Source organism: Actinomadura sp. RB99 (assembly GCF_014706005.1).
Classification (GTDB): Bacteria; Actinomycetota; Actinomycetes; order Streptosporangiales; family Streptosporangiaceae; genus Spirillospora.
In genome coordinates, this window is record NZ_JABMCA010000091.1 from 1 (window position 1) to 14,996 (window position 14,996).

12 protein-coding genes and 1 riboswitch are annotated in these 14,996 nt (G+C 74.6%); of the genes, 5 read left to right on the forward strand and 7 right to left on the reverse strand.

Annotation, left to right across the window (positions count from 1 at the left end):
- A partial coding sequence (locus amrb99_RS43735) for a hypothetical protein (RefSeq protein ID WP_206700351.1) occupies positions 1-428 on the reverse strand: 428 nt, incomplete at its 3' end.
- Between the two features lie 59 nt (positions 429-487).
- Positions 488-1,132 (reverse strand): LysE family translocator, encoded by a 645-nt coding sequence (locus amrb99_RS43740; protein ID WP_190867793.1) that lies wholly within the window; start codon positions 1,130-1,132, stop codon positions 488-490.
- Between the two features lie 72 nt (positions 1,133-1,204).
- Here amrb99_RS43740 and amrb99_RS43745 point away from each other — a divergent pair, with 72 nt between their 5' ends.
- The 3 genes from amrb99_RS43745 (at position 1,205) to amrb99_RS43755 (ending at position 5,821) form a co-directional block, all read left to right on the forward strand.
- The gene (locus tag amrb99_RS43745) at positions 1,205-2,545 is read left to right on the forward strand and encodes a PLP-dependent aminotransferase family protein (protein ID WP_190867795.1); all 1,341 of its coding nucleotides are present in this window, start codon (positions 1,205-1,207) and stop codon (positions 2,543-2,545) included.
- 103 nt (positions 2,546-2,648) lie between these two features.
- The gene (locus amrb99_RS43750; protein ID WP_190867798.1) at positions 2,649-4,295 is read left to right on the forward strand and encodes an ATP-binding cassette domain-containing protein; all 1,647 of its coding nucleotides are present in this window, start codon (positions 2,649-2,651) and stop codon (positions 4,293-4,295) included.
- A gap of 86 nt (positions 4,296-4,381) precedes the next feature.
- Positions 4,382-5,821 (forward strand): aminotransferase class V-fold PLP-dependent enzyme, encoded by a 1,440-nt coding sequence (locus tag amrb99_RS43755; protein WP_190867800.1) that lies wholly within the window; start codon positions 4,382-4,384, stop codon positions 5,819-5,821.
- Positions 5,822-5,854: 33 nt separating this feature from the next.
- Here the strand turns inward: amrb99_RS43755 and amrb99_RS43760 are convergent, their stop codons facing one another.
- Together amrb99_RS43760 and amrb99_RS43765 are read right to left on the reverse strand one after the other, a co-directional pair.
- Complete coding sequence (locus amrb99_RS43760; RefSeq protein WP_190867802.1) at positions 5,855-8,353, reverse strand: mannose-1-phosphate guanyltransferase; 2,499 nt, start codon at positions 8,351-8,353, stop codon at positions 5,855-5,857.
- Entirely contained in the window at positions 8,350-9,021 is a 672-nt protein-coding gene (locus amrb99_RS43765; protein WP_347257118.1) for a CDP-alcohol phosphatidyltransferase family protein, read from the reverse strand. The genes amrb99_RS43760 and amrb99_RS43765 overlap by 4 nt, the downstream gene beginning before the upstream one ends.
- 136 nt (positions 9,022-9,157) lie before the next feature.
- Here amrb99_RS43765 and amrb99_RS43770 point away from each other — a divergent pair, with 136 nt between their 5' ends.
- A complete protein-coding gene (locus amrb99_RS43770) occupies positions 9,158-9,691 on the forward strand; it encodes an NUDIX hydrolase (RefSeq protein WP_190867804.1) in 534 nt (177 codons plus the stop codon).
- Here the strand turns inward: amrb99_RS43770 and amrb99_RS43775 are convergent.
- The 3 genes from amrb99_RS43775 to tsaA form a co-directional block, all read right to left on the reverse strand.
- The gene (locus amrb99_RS43775; RefSeq protein WP_241756500.1) at positions 9,678-10,868 is read right to left on the reverse strand and encodes a sensor histidine kinase; all 1,191 of its coding nucleotides are present in this window, start codon (positions 10,866-10,868) and stop codon (positions 9,678-9,680) included. The two genes, amrb99_RS43770 and amrb99_RS43775, sit on opposite strands and share 14 nt — an antisense overlap.
- Positions 10,869-10,998: 130 nt before the next feature.
- The gene (gene gdhA / locus amrb99_RS43780) at positions 10,999-12,375 is read right to left on the reverse strand and encodes an NADP-specific glutamate dehydrogenase (RefSeq protein WP_190867809.1); all 1,377 of its coding nucleotides are present in this window, start codon (positions 12,373-12,375) and stop codon (positions 10,999-11,001) included.
- 77 nt (positions 12,376-12,452) lie between these two features.
- Positions 12,453-12,875 carry a tRNA (N6-threonylcarbamoyladenosine(37)-N6)-methyltransferase TrmO gene (gene tsaA, locus amrb99_RS43785; RefSeq protein WP_190867811.1) on the reverse strand — a complete coding sequence of 141 codons (423 nt, stop codon included), beginning with the start codon at positions 12,873-12,875 and terminating at the stop codon, positions 12,453-12,455.
- Positions 12,876-12,965: 90 nt separating this feature from the next.
- A riboswitch (TPP riboswitch) is annotated at positions 12,966-13,079 on the forward strand.
- Here tsaA and thiC point away from each other — a divergent pair.
- Positions 13,075-14,799: a phosphomethylpyrimidine synthase ThiC gene (gene thiC, locus amrb99_RS43790; protein ID WP_190867813.1), complete on the forward strand. Its 1,725-nt coding sequence runs from the start codon at positions 13,075-13,077 to the stop codon at positions 14,797-14,799. (Overlaps the previous riboswitch by 5 nt.)
- Positions 14,800-14,996 lie beyond the last annotated feature (197 nt).

Here is a 14,996-nt window from a genome sequence, read left to right on the forward strand (position 1 = left end):
AGGTCGCGGCGGACGCGGCGGCCGGCGGCGCTGCGCTCCAGGGCGCCCGCCCGCTCCCGGCCGGTGTCGGCGCGCAGCCCGTCGAGGCGGCGCTGGAGGGCGTCGGTCTCGCCGGTGCGGGCGTGGATCTGGTCGATGAGGCGGGCGCGCTCCTTGGCGGCCACGGGCTCGCTGCGGCGCACCTGGACGCCGGCCACGGCGATGAGGACGCCCGCGGCCGTCAGCACGGCGAGGACGCCGCCGCCCCGCAGCCGCCCGCCGCGCGGGCGGGTCCCGCCGGACGCCGCGCGCCGAGACGCCGCCTCGGCGTAGCCGGGGTCGAGGAGCTTGCCGGAGAACAGGTCCGACAGCAGGGACATGGAGGCGTCGGGGCGGCGCCATCCGTCCGCCCGCTCCGCCTCGTCCCGTCCCCGCCGTCGCGCGATCACCGCACCATGATGGCAAGGCCCGCCAAATCGGGCCGGGTCCGCCGCGCTCCGGCGCGGCGCTAGGCGACGGCGGCGCGGGTTCGGTCGAGGCCGATGTGGACGGCGAGGCCGGCCAGCACCGAGCCCATCAGGTAGCGCTGGACGCGCTGCCAGGCGGGGCGGCGGGTGAGGAACGCGGCGATGCTCCCGGCGCCGAGCACGATGAGGGCGTTCACGGTGATCGCGACGGTGATCTGGGTGAGCCCGAGCAGCAGGCTCTGCACGGCGACGTGGCCGCGGGAGGGGTCGACGAACTGCGGCAGCAGCGACACGTACAGGATGGCGATCTTGGGGTTGAGCAGGTTGGTCACCAGGCCCATGGCGAACAGCCGACGCGGCGGGTCGGCGGGCAGCTCCCTGGGGGCGAACACGGCGGTCCCGCCGGGCCGGACGGCCTGCCAGGCCAGCCAGAGCAGGTACCCGGCGCCCGCCAGCTTCAGCGCCGTGTACACGGGCGGGACGAGCCGGAAGACGGTCGTGATCCCGGCGGTGGCGGCCACGACGTAGAGGACGAAGCCGAGGGCGACGCCGCCGAGGGAGACGAGCCCGGCGCGCCGGCCCTGCGTCACCGACCGCGACACCAGGTAGATCATGTTCGGCCCGGGGGTGAGGACGAGCCCGAGCGCGACGAGGGCGATGGCCGCCAGGGCCGCTGGGGAGATCATTGCACCGATGCTAGACGTCCGATTTGTTCGGTGCAATGATGGGATTGAACTCGGTGCAATCCTGGGAGCCGTATGGACGACTACCGGCGGGTGGCCGACGCGGTCGCCGCCGACATCGCCGCCGGGCGGCTGCGGCCGGGCGACCGGCTGCCCCCGCAGCGCGCGTTCGCGCGCCGCCGCGGCATCGCCGCCTCGACGGCCGCGCGCGTCTACCGCGAGTTGGGCCGCCGCGGCCTGGTCGTCGGCGAGGTCGGGCGGGGCACGTTCGTGCTCGCGGCGGAGCGGCGGGCGGCCCCCGCCCTGACCGAGCCGGCGGACGCCCGCATCGACCTGGAGCTGAACTACCCGGTCGTGCCGGAGCAGGCGCCCCTGCTGGCCGCCGGGCTGGACCGCCTGGCGCGTCCGGACGTGCTGGACGCGGCGCTCGCGCCCGTCGGCGTGGCGGGCACCCCGGCGGCGCGCGAGGCCGCGGCGGCGCTGCTCGCGGCGGACGGCTGGGCCCCGGCGCCGGAGGATGTGCTGTTCGCCGGGAACGGCCGGCAGGCGATCGCCGCGGCCGTGGCCGCGCTCGTGCCGCCGGGCGGGCGGCTCGCCGTCGAGGCGCTCACCTATCCGGTGATCAAGGGGATCGCGGCGCGGCTCGGCGTCACGCCGGTCGCGGTGCCGGTGGACGGGCACGGGATGGTGCCGGGCGCGCTCGCCGAGGCGCACCACGCCGCTCCGCTCGGCGGCGTCTACCTCCAGCCCACGCTGCACAACCCGTACGGGACGACGATGCCGGAGGGCCGGCGCGCCGAGCTGGGCGCCCTCCTCGGGCGGCTCGGGCTGTGCGCGATCGAGGACCGGATCTGGGCGTTCCTGCGCGAGGACGGCCCGCCGCCGCTGGCGTCGTTCGCGCCGGACCACGCGATCCCGGTCGACAGCCTCTCCAAGCGGCTGGCGCCGGGGCTGAGCGTGGGGTTCGCCGCCGTCCCGCGGCGGCTGGCGGGCCGGGTCGCCGCCGCTCTGCGCTCGGGTGCGTGGGGGCCCGCCGGGTTCGCGCTGGAGGCGGCGTCCGGGTGGGTCGCCGACGGGACGGTGGAGGCGATCGTGAAGGCGAAGCGGGCGGACGCCGCGTCCCGGCAGCGGATCGCGGCGGACCGGCTCGCGGGCGCCGCGATCCGGTCCGACCCCGGCTCGTACTTCTGCTGGTGGGAGCTGCCCGCGCCGTGGCGGGCGGAGACGTTCGTGGCCGCGGCGGCCCGGCGCGGCATCGCCGTCACGCCCGCCGCCGCGTTCGTGGTCGGCGGCGCCGCCGCGCCGCGGGCGGTGCGGTTCGGCCTGGCGTCGCCGCCGGAGGACGTCCTCGCCAGGGCCCTGGACGTGCTGGCGGAGATCGCGGGCGGCACGCCCGACGACGCCCCCGTGGGCTGACGGGCGGCCGGGGGCGGGCGGGGTTCCGCCTCTGGACTCCGCGCCCGGCGTCGTTCATGTTCTTGTGGGGGCGGCCGCGCCCTCCAGAGGGAGGGGGCGTGACGTGATCGAGGTGCGCGGGGTCGGGCAGCGGGTGGACGGCGGGCGCCGCACGCTACGGGACGTGTCGCTGACGATCGGCGCCGGCGAGCTCGTGGCGATCATCGGTGGCAGCGGTGCCGGCAAGACGACGCTGCTGGACGCGATCGCCGGGGTCCGGCCGCCCGCCGAGGGCGAGGTGCGCCACGAGGCCGGCGGCGGATCGCTGGGGTACGTGCCGCAGGACGACATCGTGCACAAGGAGCTGCCGCTGCGCCGCACCCTCCGGTACGCGGCGGGCCTCCGCCTGCCCGCCGGCACGCCGCCGGAGGAGGCCGAGAAGGCCGTGGACGACGTGCTGGACGCGCTGGCCCTCACCGAGCGGGCCGGGCAGCGCGTCGGCCGGCTGAGCGGCGGCGAGCGCAAGCGCGCCAGCATCGCGGTCGAGCTGCTCACCCGGCCGCGGGTGTTCTTCCTCGACGAGCCGACGTCGGGCCTCGACCCGGCCACGGCCGCCGACCTGATGCGGCTGCTGCGCGGCCTCGCCGACGCGGGGACGACCGTCGTCATGACGACGCACCACCCGCCGGACGTCGCGGTGTGCGACCGGGTGGCGGTGCTGGCGCCGGACGGGCGGCTGGCGTTCTACGGCCCGCCGGAGGAGGCGCTGGAGGAGTTCGGGGCCACCTCGGTCGACGAGATCTACCTGCGGCTCGCGGGCGCGGCGGAGGGCGACTGGGGCGCCCGGTTCCGGCGTCCCGGCGGCGAGGGGACGGCGCCTGGTCCCGGCGTCGGCGCGCTGCGCCAGTGGGCGCTGCTGACCCGACGCAACCTGGACCTGCTGGCGGGGAACCGGCTGACGCTCGCCGTGCTGGCGGGGTCGCCGCTCATGGTGCTGGCGATGTTCGCGGTGCTGTTCCGCCCGGGCGCGTTCGCGCCGGAGTCGCCGAGCCCGGGCGCGACCGTGATGATCCTCTTCTGGATCGCGTTCGGCGGGTTCTTCTTCGGGCTGACCTACGGGCTGCTGCAGATCTGCACCGAGCTGCCGGTGCTGCGGCGGGAGCGGCTGACCGGGCTGCGGATCGGGCCGTACGTGCTGGCGAAGGCGGCCGTCCTGCTGCCGCTGCTGGCGGCGGTGGACGCGCTGATGCTCGGGGTGCTGCGCGGGCTCGACCGGCTGCCGGCGACGGGCTGGCGGACGTACGGGGAGCTGTTCGCCACGCTGCTCCTGTGCTCGGTGGCGGCGCTGGCGCTCGGGCTGCTGGTGTCGGCGGCGGTGACCGACCCGGCGCAGGCGACGATGGCCCTGCCGATGCTGTGCTTCCCGCAGGTGCTGTTCGTCGGCGCCATCCTGCCCGTCCCGGTGATGGCGGCGCCGGGCCGGTGGCTGAGTTACGCGATGTCGAACCGTTGGGCGTTCGAGGGGCTCGGGCACAGCCTGCGCGTCGACCGGCTGTGGGCGTCGGGCCGGTCGCCGCTGGGGCCGCCGCTGCTGGCCTCCTACGGCGGCACGTTCTCCCGGGCCGTGGCCGCCGACTGGGCGATCCTCGCCGGGTTCTCGGCGCTCTTCCTGGCGGGGACGGCCGCCGTCCTCGCCCGCCGTACGCGGCCGTCCGCGGACGGCCCGTCCCCTCGCGCCCGAAAACCGCCAAACACGGCCATCAAGTCCTGAAAAGGTCAGCACTCCCTCTTGCACGCCGTTCTCCGATTTTGGACCGTTCTTAGAGGAGGATGCGGCTTTGTACGCGGGGGAGCATGATGTCCGCTTCAACCGATTCCTGGGCGGCGGGGGCGACGCCCGGCACCGACGCCGAGTACGCCTCGACGAGCCGGCTGGACGATCTCAGGGCCGCCGAGTACGGCCATCTCGACGCGAACGGCCAGACCTACCTGGACTACACGGGGGCGGGCGTGGCGGCCGACGCGCAGATCCGCGCGCACGCCCGGCGGCTCACCGGGCGCTGCTACGGCAACCCGCACTCGGAGAACCCGACGTCCAGCGCGTCCACCGAGCTCGTCGAGCGGACCCGCGCGGCGATCCTCGGCTTCTTCAACGCCTCGCCCGACGAGTACGAGGTGATCTTCACGCCGAACGCGACCGGCGCGTGCCGGCTCGTCGGCGAGGCCTACCCGTTCGGGCGCGGCTCCCGGCTCGTCCTCACCGGCGACAACCACAACTCGGTCAACGGCATCCGCGAGTTCGCCCGCGCGCGCGGCGCGCAGGTGGTCAACGTGCCCGTCCGCGGGGCCGAGCTGCGCGTCCCCGACGACGACGTGCGCACCGCCCTCGCCCGCCGCCGCGGGCTCCTCGTCTACCCGGCGCAGAGCAACTTCACAGGCGTCCAGCACCCCCTTGAGTGGGTCGACCTCGCGCACGCGCACGGGTACGACGTCCTCCTTGACGCGGCCGCGTTCGTCCCCGCGAACCGCTTGGACCTCAGCCGGACGCGGCCCGACTTCGTCCCGGTGAGCTGGTACAAGGTGTTCGGCTACCCGACCGGCGTCGGCGCCCTGGTCGCGCGGCGCGCGGCGCTCGCCCGGCTGCGCCGCCCGTGGTTCGCGGGCGGCACGATCCAGGCGGTCAGCGCGCTCGGCGGCTGGCACGTCCCGGCCCCCGACGAGACGGCGTTCGAGGACGGCACCCTGAACTTCCTGTCGATCCCGGACGTGGAGTTCGGCATCCGGTGGATCGAGGACATCGGCATCGACCTGGTCCACCGCCGGGTCGCCCGCCTCACCTCGTGGCTGCTGCACCGCCTGACCGGGCTGCGGCACGGCGCGGGCTCCGCCATGGTCCGCGTGTACGGCCCCACCGGCACGGACCGGCGCGGCGGCACCGTCGCGTTCAACGTCCTGGACCCGCGGGGCCGGATCGTGGACGAGCGGATCATCGCGCGCGACACCGCCGCCGCCGGGATCTCCGTCCGCACCGGCTGCTTCTGCAACCCGGGCGCCGGGGAGGGCGCCTTCCGCATCTCCGAGCGGGCCCTGCGCGACCGGCGGACGCTGCGCGGCGGCATGCGCACGCTCGACGAGTACCTCGACCTGCTCCACCTGCCGAGCGGCGGCGCCGTCCGCGCCTCGCTCGGCCTGGTCTCCAACGTCGGCGACGTCGAGCGGCTCGTCTCGTTCCTGGAGGAGGCCTACGGCGACCGGGAGCCCGACGCGAGGGGCCTCAAGCCCCGCGAGCGCTGCTGAGGCTCCCGCGCCCCTCGCACCGGGACCACCGCGTCACGAGCCAGCGCGTTCCACCACGACGGCCCACTCCTCCAGTAGCTCCTGCGCGGCGTCGGCGTCCGGGCCCTCGGCCCACAGGTGCGTGACGGCCTCCGCCGGGTCGGGCAGCACGAGCACCCAGCCGCCGTCGTCCCCCACCACGCGGACCCCATCGGTGGTGTCGAGGGTGCGGCTCCCGGCGGCTTCCACGACGTGCCGCATGACGCTTCCCTTCGCCGCCCACGGCGTCGGGACGGACCGGCGCAGCAGGTGCGCGACGGGGATGCGCCGGTCGATCTGCGACAGCGTCAGCCGCGTCCGCGCGACGAGCCCGACCAGCCGGACGAACGCCGCGATCCCGTCCACGGTGCCGCTGAACTCCGGCATCAGGAACCCGCCCCGGCCGTCCCCCGCGAAGATCACGTCGGGGCGCGCGGCGGCCTTGGTCAGCACGTCCTGCGAGGTCGAGGTCCACTCCACCTGGACGCCGTGGAACCGGCAGACCTGCTCGGCCACCCGGGTGGTGGTCACCGGCAGCGCGACCCGCCCGCCGCGCCGCTCCGCCGCGACCAGGTCCAGCATCACCAGCAGGGCCCGGTCGTCGGCCACCAGCTCGCCGTTCTCGTCCACCAGCGAGATCCGCTCGCCGACCGGGTCGAACCGGACGCCGAACGCGGCCCGCGACGACGACACCAGCGCGCCGAGTCGCTCCAGGTCGCGCATCCGCTCGGGCAGCGTCTCGGTCGGGTTCGCCTCGTCCAGCGCGTTGTTGCGGGTCAGCACCTCGACCCCGACGCGGCCGAGCAGGCTCGGCAGCACCAGCGACGCGACGCCGCCCGCGCAGTCCAGCACGATCTTCAGCCCGGCCTCGCGGACGCCGCTGATGTCGATGCGGTCCAGCAGGTCGCGGGTGTAGGTCTCCACCACCCGCGGCGGGTAGGTCAGCTCGGCGATCTCGCCGGGGAACGCGCGCCGGTACTCCTGCCGCCCGAACACCCGCTCCAGCTTGCGCTGCGCGGCCTGCGACAGGTCCGCGCCGTCCGGGTCGAGGAAGATGATGTCGACGCCCTGGGTCTCGCCGTACGTGGTGCGGATGTAGATGCCGCCCGCGCAGTCCTCGCGGCCGGTCTCGAACCGGGCGACGGTCAGCGGCGTCGCCTCCAGGTCCTGCACGTTGATCGCGCTGGCGGTCAGCGCGCTGATCACCGCGCGCTTGAGCGTGCGGGCGGCGCGCGAGACGTCCCGGCCGGTGACGACCGTGGTGCCCTTCTTCAGCGTGGTCGCGTACGCGCTGGCCAGCCGCACCGCCAGCTCCGGCGTGATCTCCACGTTGACCAGCCCGGACACCCCGCGCGGCCCGAACAGGTTGCGCTGCCCGCGCGACTCCCAGATCACGCTGGTGTTGACGACCGCGCCCGCCTCGATCGTCTTGAACGGGTACACCTTCACGCCGCTGGAGACGTACGCCTCCGCCTCGATGACGCACTCGTCCCCGACGATCGCGCCCTCCTCGACGCGGGCGCCCGCCATGATGTCGGTGTTCTTGCCGACCACGCAGCCGCGCAGGTTCGTCGACGGCGCGACGAACACGTTGTCGTGGACGATCGCGCGGTGCAGGAACGCGCCCTCCTTCACCACGACGTTGCTGCCGAGCACGGTGTACTCGCGCAGCTCGACGCCGGCCTCGACCTTCGCGTAGTCGCCGATATAGAGCGGGCCCTTCAGCACGGCCTCCGCGTCCACCTCGGCGCCCTCGGCGACCCACACGCCCGGCGACATCTCGAACCCGTCCAGCTCGATGCCGACCTGCCCGGACAGCATGTCGGCCTGCGCCTTCAGGTAGCTCTCGTGGGTGCCGACGTCCTCCCAGTAGCAGTCCGCCACGTACCCGTACAGCGGCGCGCCCTCCGCCAGCAGCTTGGGGAACACGTCGCCGGACCAGTCGACGACCTCGCCCGCCGCGACGTGGTCGAGCACCCCGGGCTCCATCACGTAGATGCCGGTGTTGACGGTGTCGGAGAACACCTGCCCCCACGTCGGCTTCTCCAGGAACCGCTGGATGCGTCCCTCGTCGTCCACGATGATGATCCCGAACTCCAGCGGGTTCGGGACCCGCTTGAGGCCGATGGTGACGAGGGCGCCGTTGCGCTCGTGGAAGCGCACCATGTCGGTCAGGTCGATGTCGGTCAGCGCGTCGCCGGAGATCACCAGGAACCGGTCGTCGCGCAGCGCCGCCTCGGCGTTCTTCACGCTGCCCGCGGTGCCGAGCGGCACCTCCTCGGTCGCGTAGCTCAGCGACATGCCGAGCTCCTCGCCGTCGCCGAAGTAGTTGCGGATCAGCGCCGCCAGGAACTGCACCGTGACGACGGTCTCGCTGAACCCGTGCTTCTTCAGCAGCCGCAGCACGTGCTCCATGATCGGCCGGTTGACGAGCGGCAGCAGCGGCTTGGGCTGGTTGGCGGTCATCGGACGCAGCCGCGTCCCCTCGCCACCCGCCATCACGACGGCCTTCATCGGGGGGTCTCAGCTCCCTTCTGCTCGCCGGCCGGGGGCCGCGCGCCCGGACCGGGCGCGCCGTCGGGTGGCGCGCCGCGGCCGGCCAGCACCAGTTGCCGCGTCTGCGCCCAGTACAGGACGGCCGCCCACCAGTACAGCGCCGTCCCCCAGATGGCGAAGGACCACCCGATCACCTTCGCCGCGGTGCCCGCCGCCCCGTCATGGTCGCCCAGCAGCAGCAGCGGGAAGGCGTACAGCAGGCACAATGTGCCCGTCTTGCCGATGAAGTGCACGGGAAGCGTCCCGCCGTACCCGAGCCGCCGCACGATCGGCGCGATCGGGGTGATCGCCAGCTCGCGCGCGACCAGCGCGGCCAGCAGCCACAGCGGGATGATGTCGCGGATCGTCAGGCCGACGAGCGTCGCGAAGATGTACAGCCGGTCGGCGGCCGGATCCAGGAGCATGCCGAGCTTGCTGGTCTGGTTCAGCGCCCGCGCGAGCTTGCCGTCCAGCCAGTCCGACAGGCCGGCGAACACCAGCAGCCCGAGCGCCCACCAGTCCTGCTCGACCAGCACCAGCCACAGGAAGAACGGGACTCCGACGAGCCGCGCCATGCTGAGCATGTTCGGCACCGTGAAGATCCGGTCCCGCGCCGCCTCCGGCGCCCTGCCGGCCTCAGTGCTCACCGCTTGCGCTCCCCTCCCTGACAGCGCCCTCCGGGCGATGACCCTGGGGCCTGGGTCGGCCCCCCGGCGGTCGCGCCGTCCCCCTTGATCCTGACCCTACCGGTAAGGCTTTGAAAGCCCCCGATAGCGTCCGGCCATGCGATGGACGGTGCACGGCGAGAGATCGATCTACGACAGCCCCTGGATGGACGTGCGGCTGGCCGACGTGGAACTGCCGGACGGGCGGCGCTTCGACCACCATCTCGTGCGGGTGCGGCCCGCCGCGGGCGTGGCGGCGGTCGACGGCGCGGGCCGGGTGCTGCTGATCTGGCGGCACCGGTTCATCACCGGCGCCTGGGGCTGGGAGGTCCCGGGCGGCCGGGTCGAGGACGGCGAGGACCCGGCGGAGGCGGCGGCGCGCGAGCTGGTCGAGGAGACCGGGTACCGGGCCGGGCCGCTGGAGCACGTCGTGGCGGTGCGCCCGTCGCCGGGGCTGCACGACGGGATCCACCACATCTTCCGGGCGGACGGCGCCGAGCGGATCGGCGAGCCGACCGACGTGGAGGCGGAGCGGATCGAGTGGGTGCCGCTCTCGTCGGTCCCGGAGCTCGCCGCGCGCGGCGAGATCGGGTCCGGCTCGACCCTGGCGGGCCTGCTCCTGCTGCACGCCCGGACGATCAGCGGGGGGTGACCGGCGCCTCCCCGGACGGCACGTCCGGGGGCGTGCCGTCCCGGAGGGCGGCCGGGAAGACGGCGGTGACCGCGAAGCCGCCGTCCTCGCCGGGGCCGGCGTCCAGCGTCCCGCCGACGCTGCGCGCCCGCTCGATCATGCCGAGGATCCCGAACCCCTCCGGCTCGGCGCCGGAGGGGCCCCGGCCGTCGTCGGCGACGCGCACGACGAGCCCCCGCTCCTCGCGCGCGAGGGTCACCGCGACGCGGCGCGCGCCGGCGTGCTTGACGACGTTGGTCAGGGCCTCCTGGACGATCCGGTACGCGGCGACGCCGATCTCCGGCGGCGCGCCGGCGGCGCCGTCGGCGCTCAGCGTCACCTCCAGGCCGGCGGCCCGGGCCGCGTCCACGAGGCCGGGGATCGCGTCCGGGCCGGGCAGCTCGGCGGGCCCGCCGACATCGGTGCCGCGCAGGACCTGCAGGGTGCCGCGCAGCTCGGTGCGGGCCTCCCGGCAGGTCGCGGCGATCGATCCGAGCGCCTCGGCCAGCTCCGCGCGGTCGAGCGGCCGGTCGCCGGCGACGAGGTGGGCGGCGGCGCCCGCCTGCACGCCGATGACGGTGATGCTGTGCGCGAGCAGGTCGTGCAGGTCGCGGGCGATCCGCAGGCGCTCCTCGGCGACCCGGCGGCGCGCCTCCTCCTCGCGGGTGCGCTCGGCGCGCTCGGCCCGCTCGGTGATCGTGGCGAGCCGGGCGCGGTGCGACCGCCAGACCTGCACGGCGATCACCACCGACACCACGGCCTCGATCACCGCGATCTGCTCGCGGACGGAGCCGCCGCCCGCCCGCAGCGCCATCGTGATCACGCAGACGAACAGCAGCAGGCCGGCCACCGTCAGGACGGCGCGGACCCGGCGCCCGAACACCGCGTAGGCGAACAGCGCGATCACCTCGGCCGGGATCAGCGCGTGATGCTGGTACTGCAGCAGGTGGTACGGCAGCGTCAGGACGACCAGCACGACGAGCGCGAGCGCCGGGCGGCGCCGGATCACCGCGAGCGGCACGTGGGCGCCGGCCAGCAGGAGGACGCCCCAGGCGTCCAGCGGCCGCGTCCCCGGCCACGCGAGCGCGGCGGCGACGGCCGCGGCGGCCAGCAGCGTCGTCAGCAGGGCGTCTCGGGTCGCCGTGTCGGGCCGGGGCATCGTCACCACGTGCCCATCCTCCCCGACTCCGCGGCCGGCGCGCACCCGCCCCGCGGCGTGCCGCACCCCGGGGCCGCGTTCCCGCCGGTCCCGGGCGCGGCGCCGCCCGGGCGGCGCCCCGGGGCCGAGGTCAGATGAGGCCCTGGGCGAGCATCGCCTCGGCGACGCGCTCAAACCCCGCGATGTTGGCGCCCACCACGTAGTTCCCGGGCGCGCCGTAGCGCTCGGAGGTCTCGTCGCAGGTGTTGTGGATCCGCGTCATGATCTCCGCCAGCTCCGCCTCGGCCTTCGGGAACGTCCACATCTCGCGTCCCGCGTTCTGCCGCATCTCCAGGGCGCTGACGGCGACGCCGCCGGCGTTGGCGGCCTTGCCCGGGCCGAACGCGACGCCCGCCTCCTGCAGCACGTGGACCGCCTCGGGCGTGGTGGGCATGTTGGCGCCCTCGGAGACGGCCTTCACGCCGTTGCGGACCAGCACCCGCGCGGCCTGGGCGTCCAGCTCGTTCTGCGTCGCCGACGGCAGCGCGATGTCGGCCGGGACGTCCCAGACGCTGCCGCCCCGGACGAACCGGGCGGACGCGCCGCGCCGCTCGGCGTAGTCGGCGACCCGGCCCCGCTCGACCTCCTTGATCTGCTTGAGCAGTTCGAGGTCGATGCCCTTCTCGTCCACCACGTAGCCGCCCGAGTCGGACACCGTGATCACGTTGGCGCCGAGCTGCTGCGCCTTCTCGATGCTGTAGATCGCGACGTTGCCGGATCCGGACACGGTGACGGTCTGGCCGTCCAGCTCCTCGCCGCGCTTGCGGAGCATCTCGGCGGTGAACATCACGTTGCCGTAGCCGGTGGCCTCGGTCCGGCACGCCGACCCGCCCCAGGGCTGGCCCTTCCCGGTGAGGACGCCCGCCTCCCAGCGGTTGCTGATCCGCCGGTACTGGCCGAACAGGAAGCCGATCTCCCGGCCGCCGACGCCGATGTCCCCGGCCGGGACGTCGGTGTCGTCGCCGATGTGGCGGTGCAGCTCGGTCATGAACGACTGGCAGAACCGCATCACCTCGGCGTCCGAGCGGCCGCGCGGGTCGAAGTCGCTGCCGCCCTTGCCGCCGCCGATGCCGAGACCGGTCAGCGCGTTCTTGAAGATCTGCTCGAAGCCGAGGAACTTCACGATGCCGAGGTTCACCGACGGGTGGAAGCGCAGGCCGCCCTTGTACGGGCCGAGCGCGCTGTTGAACTCCACCCGGAAGCCGCGGTTGACATGCACCGCGCCGGAGTCGTCGGTCCACGGCACCCGGAAGACGATCTGCCGCTCGGGCTCGACGAGCCGCTCCAGCACCCCCTGGCCGGCGAGCTCGGGGCGGGCGGCGACGGCCGGTCCGAGCGACTCCAGCACCTCGTGGACGGCCTGGTGGAACTCCGGCTCCCCCGGGTCGCGGACGAGGACGCGCTCGTAGGCCTTGTCCAGCACGGTGTGCGTGCCGGTCGCGTTCTGCGGCCGGGGGGAAACGGGCATGCCGGGTCCTTCCTCAGACGGTGATCATGCCTCTCCACTTTAGGCGGTGGTCTGGACCACCGCGGAGCACGGGCCGGTCAAAGGCCGGTACCCCCCGCGAGAACGGGCTTGACGTCCAGCACCGGCGTGCCGTCGAGCGCCTCCAGGCCGCGGACGCGCACGCGCCGCCCGGTGACCTGGAGGATCTCCACGGGGTGCAGGCCGATCGGGTTCGGGCGGGCCGGGGAGCGGGTGGCGAACACGCCGGTCTCGGGGTTGCGCGGGTCGTCGCGCGGCCGGGTCCGCAGCACGTCCCGCGGAGCCAGGTGCAGCCAGGTGAGCACGATGATCCGGTCGCCGTCGCCGAGCCCCTCCAGGGCCGCCTGGTACGACGGCTCGAAGACCAGCCACGCGTCGGGGGCGCCCTCCGTCCCCTGCTTGGGCGCCTCGGCGCGGTCGCTGAGGGGGGACGACACGTGGCCGACGGGTGTGAGGGCGAAGTCATCGCGGATGTTCTCCATGCCCTGATCCTCCCAGCCCCGTCGCGCGGGCGCGTTCTACCCCGGCGGCGGTGGTTGCCGCAACGGGGGTGCGCCGGGTTACCGTCGAGCACGACAGATCGCGGGGGCCCGGCGAACCGGGCTGAGATAGCGGCTGGGACGGCCGCTGACCGCATGAACCTGACCGGGTAATGCCGGCGTAGGGAGAGATCGAGTCGTCATGACCGAATCCGTGGTTCCAGCTGCCCGCAAGACCTACCTCCAGGGTTCCCGCCCGGGGGTGCGCGTTCCCATGCGGGAGGTCCCGCTGACCAACGGCGACGTCGTCGTCCTGTACGACACGTCCGGGCCGTACACCGACCCCGACCACGAGACCGACGTCCGCAAGGGGCTGCCCGCGCTGCGGGAGGCGTGGATCGCCGAGCGCGGCGACACCGAGCCGTACGACGGGCGGGCGGCGCGCCCCGAGGACGACGGGCGCCGCTCCGCGCCCGCGGCCGACGGGCCGCTCCCCCGCAGGCCGCGCCGGGCGAGCGGCGGCGCGGTGACCCAGCGCGCCTACGCGCGGCGCGGGGAGATCACCGCCGAGATGGAGTTCGCGGCGCTGCGCGAGGGCGTGGCGCCGGAGTTCGTCCGCGACGAGCTGGCGGCGGGCCGGGCGGTGCTGCCCGCCAACGTCAACCACCCGGAGATCGAGCCGATGGTCATCGGCCGGAGCTTCCTGGTGAAGGTGAACGCCAACATCGGCAACTCGGCGGTGGCGTCCTCGATCGAGGACGAGGTCGAGAAGATGACGTGGGCGACCCGCTGGGGCGCCGACACGATCATGGACCTGTCGACGGGCCGGGACATCCACACCACCCGCGAGTGGATCCTGCGCAACTCGCCGGTGCCGGTCGGGACCGTCCCGCTGTACCAGGCGGTGGAGAAGGTCGGCGGCGACCCGGCGGAGCTGACCTGGGACGTCTTCCGCGACACCGTGATCGAGCAGGCCGAGCAGGGCGTCGACTACATGACCGTGCACGCGGGCGTGCTGCTGCGGTACGTGCCGCTGACGGCGCGGCGGAAGACCGGCATCGTCTCGCGCGGCGGGTCGATCATGGCGGCGTGGTGCCTGGCGCACCACGAGGAGAACTTCCTCTACACCCGCTTCCGCGAGCTGTGCGAGATCTTCGCGGCCTACGACGTCACCTGGTCGCTCGGCGACGGGCTGCGGCCCGGCTGCATCGCGGACGCCAACGACGAGGCGCAGTTCGCGGAGCTGCGCACGCAGGGCGAGCTCACCCGGATCGCCGCCGAGTTCGACAACCAGGTGATGAACGAGGGCCCGGGCCACGTCCCGATGCACAAGATCAAGGAGAACGTGGACCTGCAGCAGGAGTGGTGCGACGGCGCGCCGTTCTACACGCTGGGGCCGCTGACCACCGACATCGCGCCGGGCTACGACCACATCACCTCGGCGATCGGCGCCGCGATGATCGGCTGGCACGGCACCGCGATGCTCTGCTACGTCACGCCGAAGGAGCACCTCGGGCTGCCGGACCGCGACGACGTCAAGGCCGGCGTGATCGCCTACAAGATCGCGGCGCACGCCGCCGACCTGGCCAAGGGGCATCCGGGCGCGCAGGCGTGGGACGACGCGCTGTCGGACGCGCGGTTCGACTTCCGCTGGGAGGACCAGTTCGACCTGTCGCTGGACCCGGACACCGCGCGGGCGTTCCATGACGCGACGCTCCCGGCGGCGCCGGCGAAGACCGCGCACTTCTGCTCGATGTGCGGGCCGCACTTCTGCTCGATGAAGATCACCCGGGACGTCCGCCGGTACGCCGGCGAGCACGGACTGGCCGAGGAGGAGGCGCTCGCCGCCGGGATGCGGGAGAAGGCCGGGGAGTTCCGCGCCGGAGGCGGGCGCGTGTACCTGCCGCTGGCGCCCGGCGGTTCCTGACCGGGGACCGGGCCGGGAGACCGGTCACCGGCGCCCTCGGTGAGGGCGGCCCCCTTCCCTCACCGGAGCCCGCCGCGAACCGCGTGCCGCGGCGGGCTCCGGCCGCTCGGATCCCCCCTCGCGGGACACCGGCCGGGCGGACACGGCCGCCTGCCCGGGGTGGCGCGGCGCGCTGCGACTAGACTTCAGGGAACGTT

Coding starts and splice junctions, on each gene's coding strand:
- amrb99_RS43740 (WP_190867793.1), bottom strand. CDS start 1,132: ATGATCTCCCCAGCGGCCCTGGCGGCCATCGCCCTCGTCGCGCTCGGG.
- gdhA (WP_190867809.1), bottom strand. CDS start 12,375: ATGCCCGTTTCCCCCCGGCCGCAGAACGCGACCGGCACGCACACCGTG.
- tsaA (WP_190867811.1), bottom strand. CDS start 12,875: ATGGAGAACATCCGCGATGACTTCGCCCTCACACCCGTCGGCCACGTG.
- amrb99_RS43760 (WP_190867802.1), bottom strand. CDS start 8,353: ATGAAGGCCGTCGTGATGGCGGGTGGCGAGGGGACGCGGCTGCGTCCG.
- amrb99_RS43755 (WP_190867800.1), top strand. CDS start 4,382: ATGTCCGCTTCAACCGATTCCTGGGCGGCGGGGGCGACGCCCGGCACC.
- amrb99_RS43770 (WP_190867804.1), top strand. CDS start 9,158: ATGCGATGGACGGTGCACGGCGAGAGATCGATCTACGACAGCCCCTGG.
- amrb99_RS43775 (WP_241756500.1), bottom strand. CDS start 10,868: ATGCCCCGGCCCGACACGGCGACCCGAGACGCCCTGCTGACGACGCTG.
- amrb99_RS43745 (WP_190867795.1), top strand. CDS start 1,205: ATGGACGACTACCGGCGGGTGGCCGACGCGGTCGCCGCCGACATCGCC.
- thiC (WP_190867813.1), top strand. CDS start 13,075: ATGACCGAATCCGTGGTTCCAGCTGCCCGCAAGACCTACCTCCAGGGT.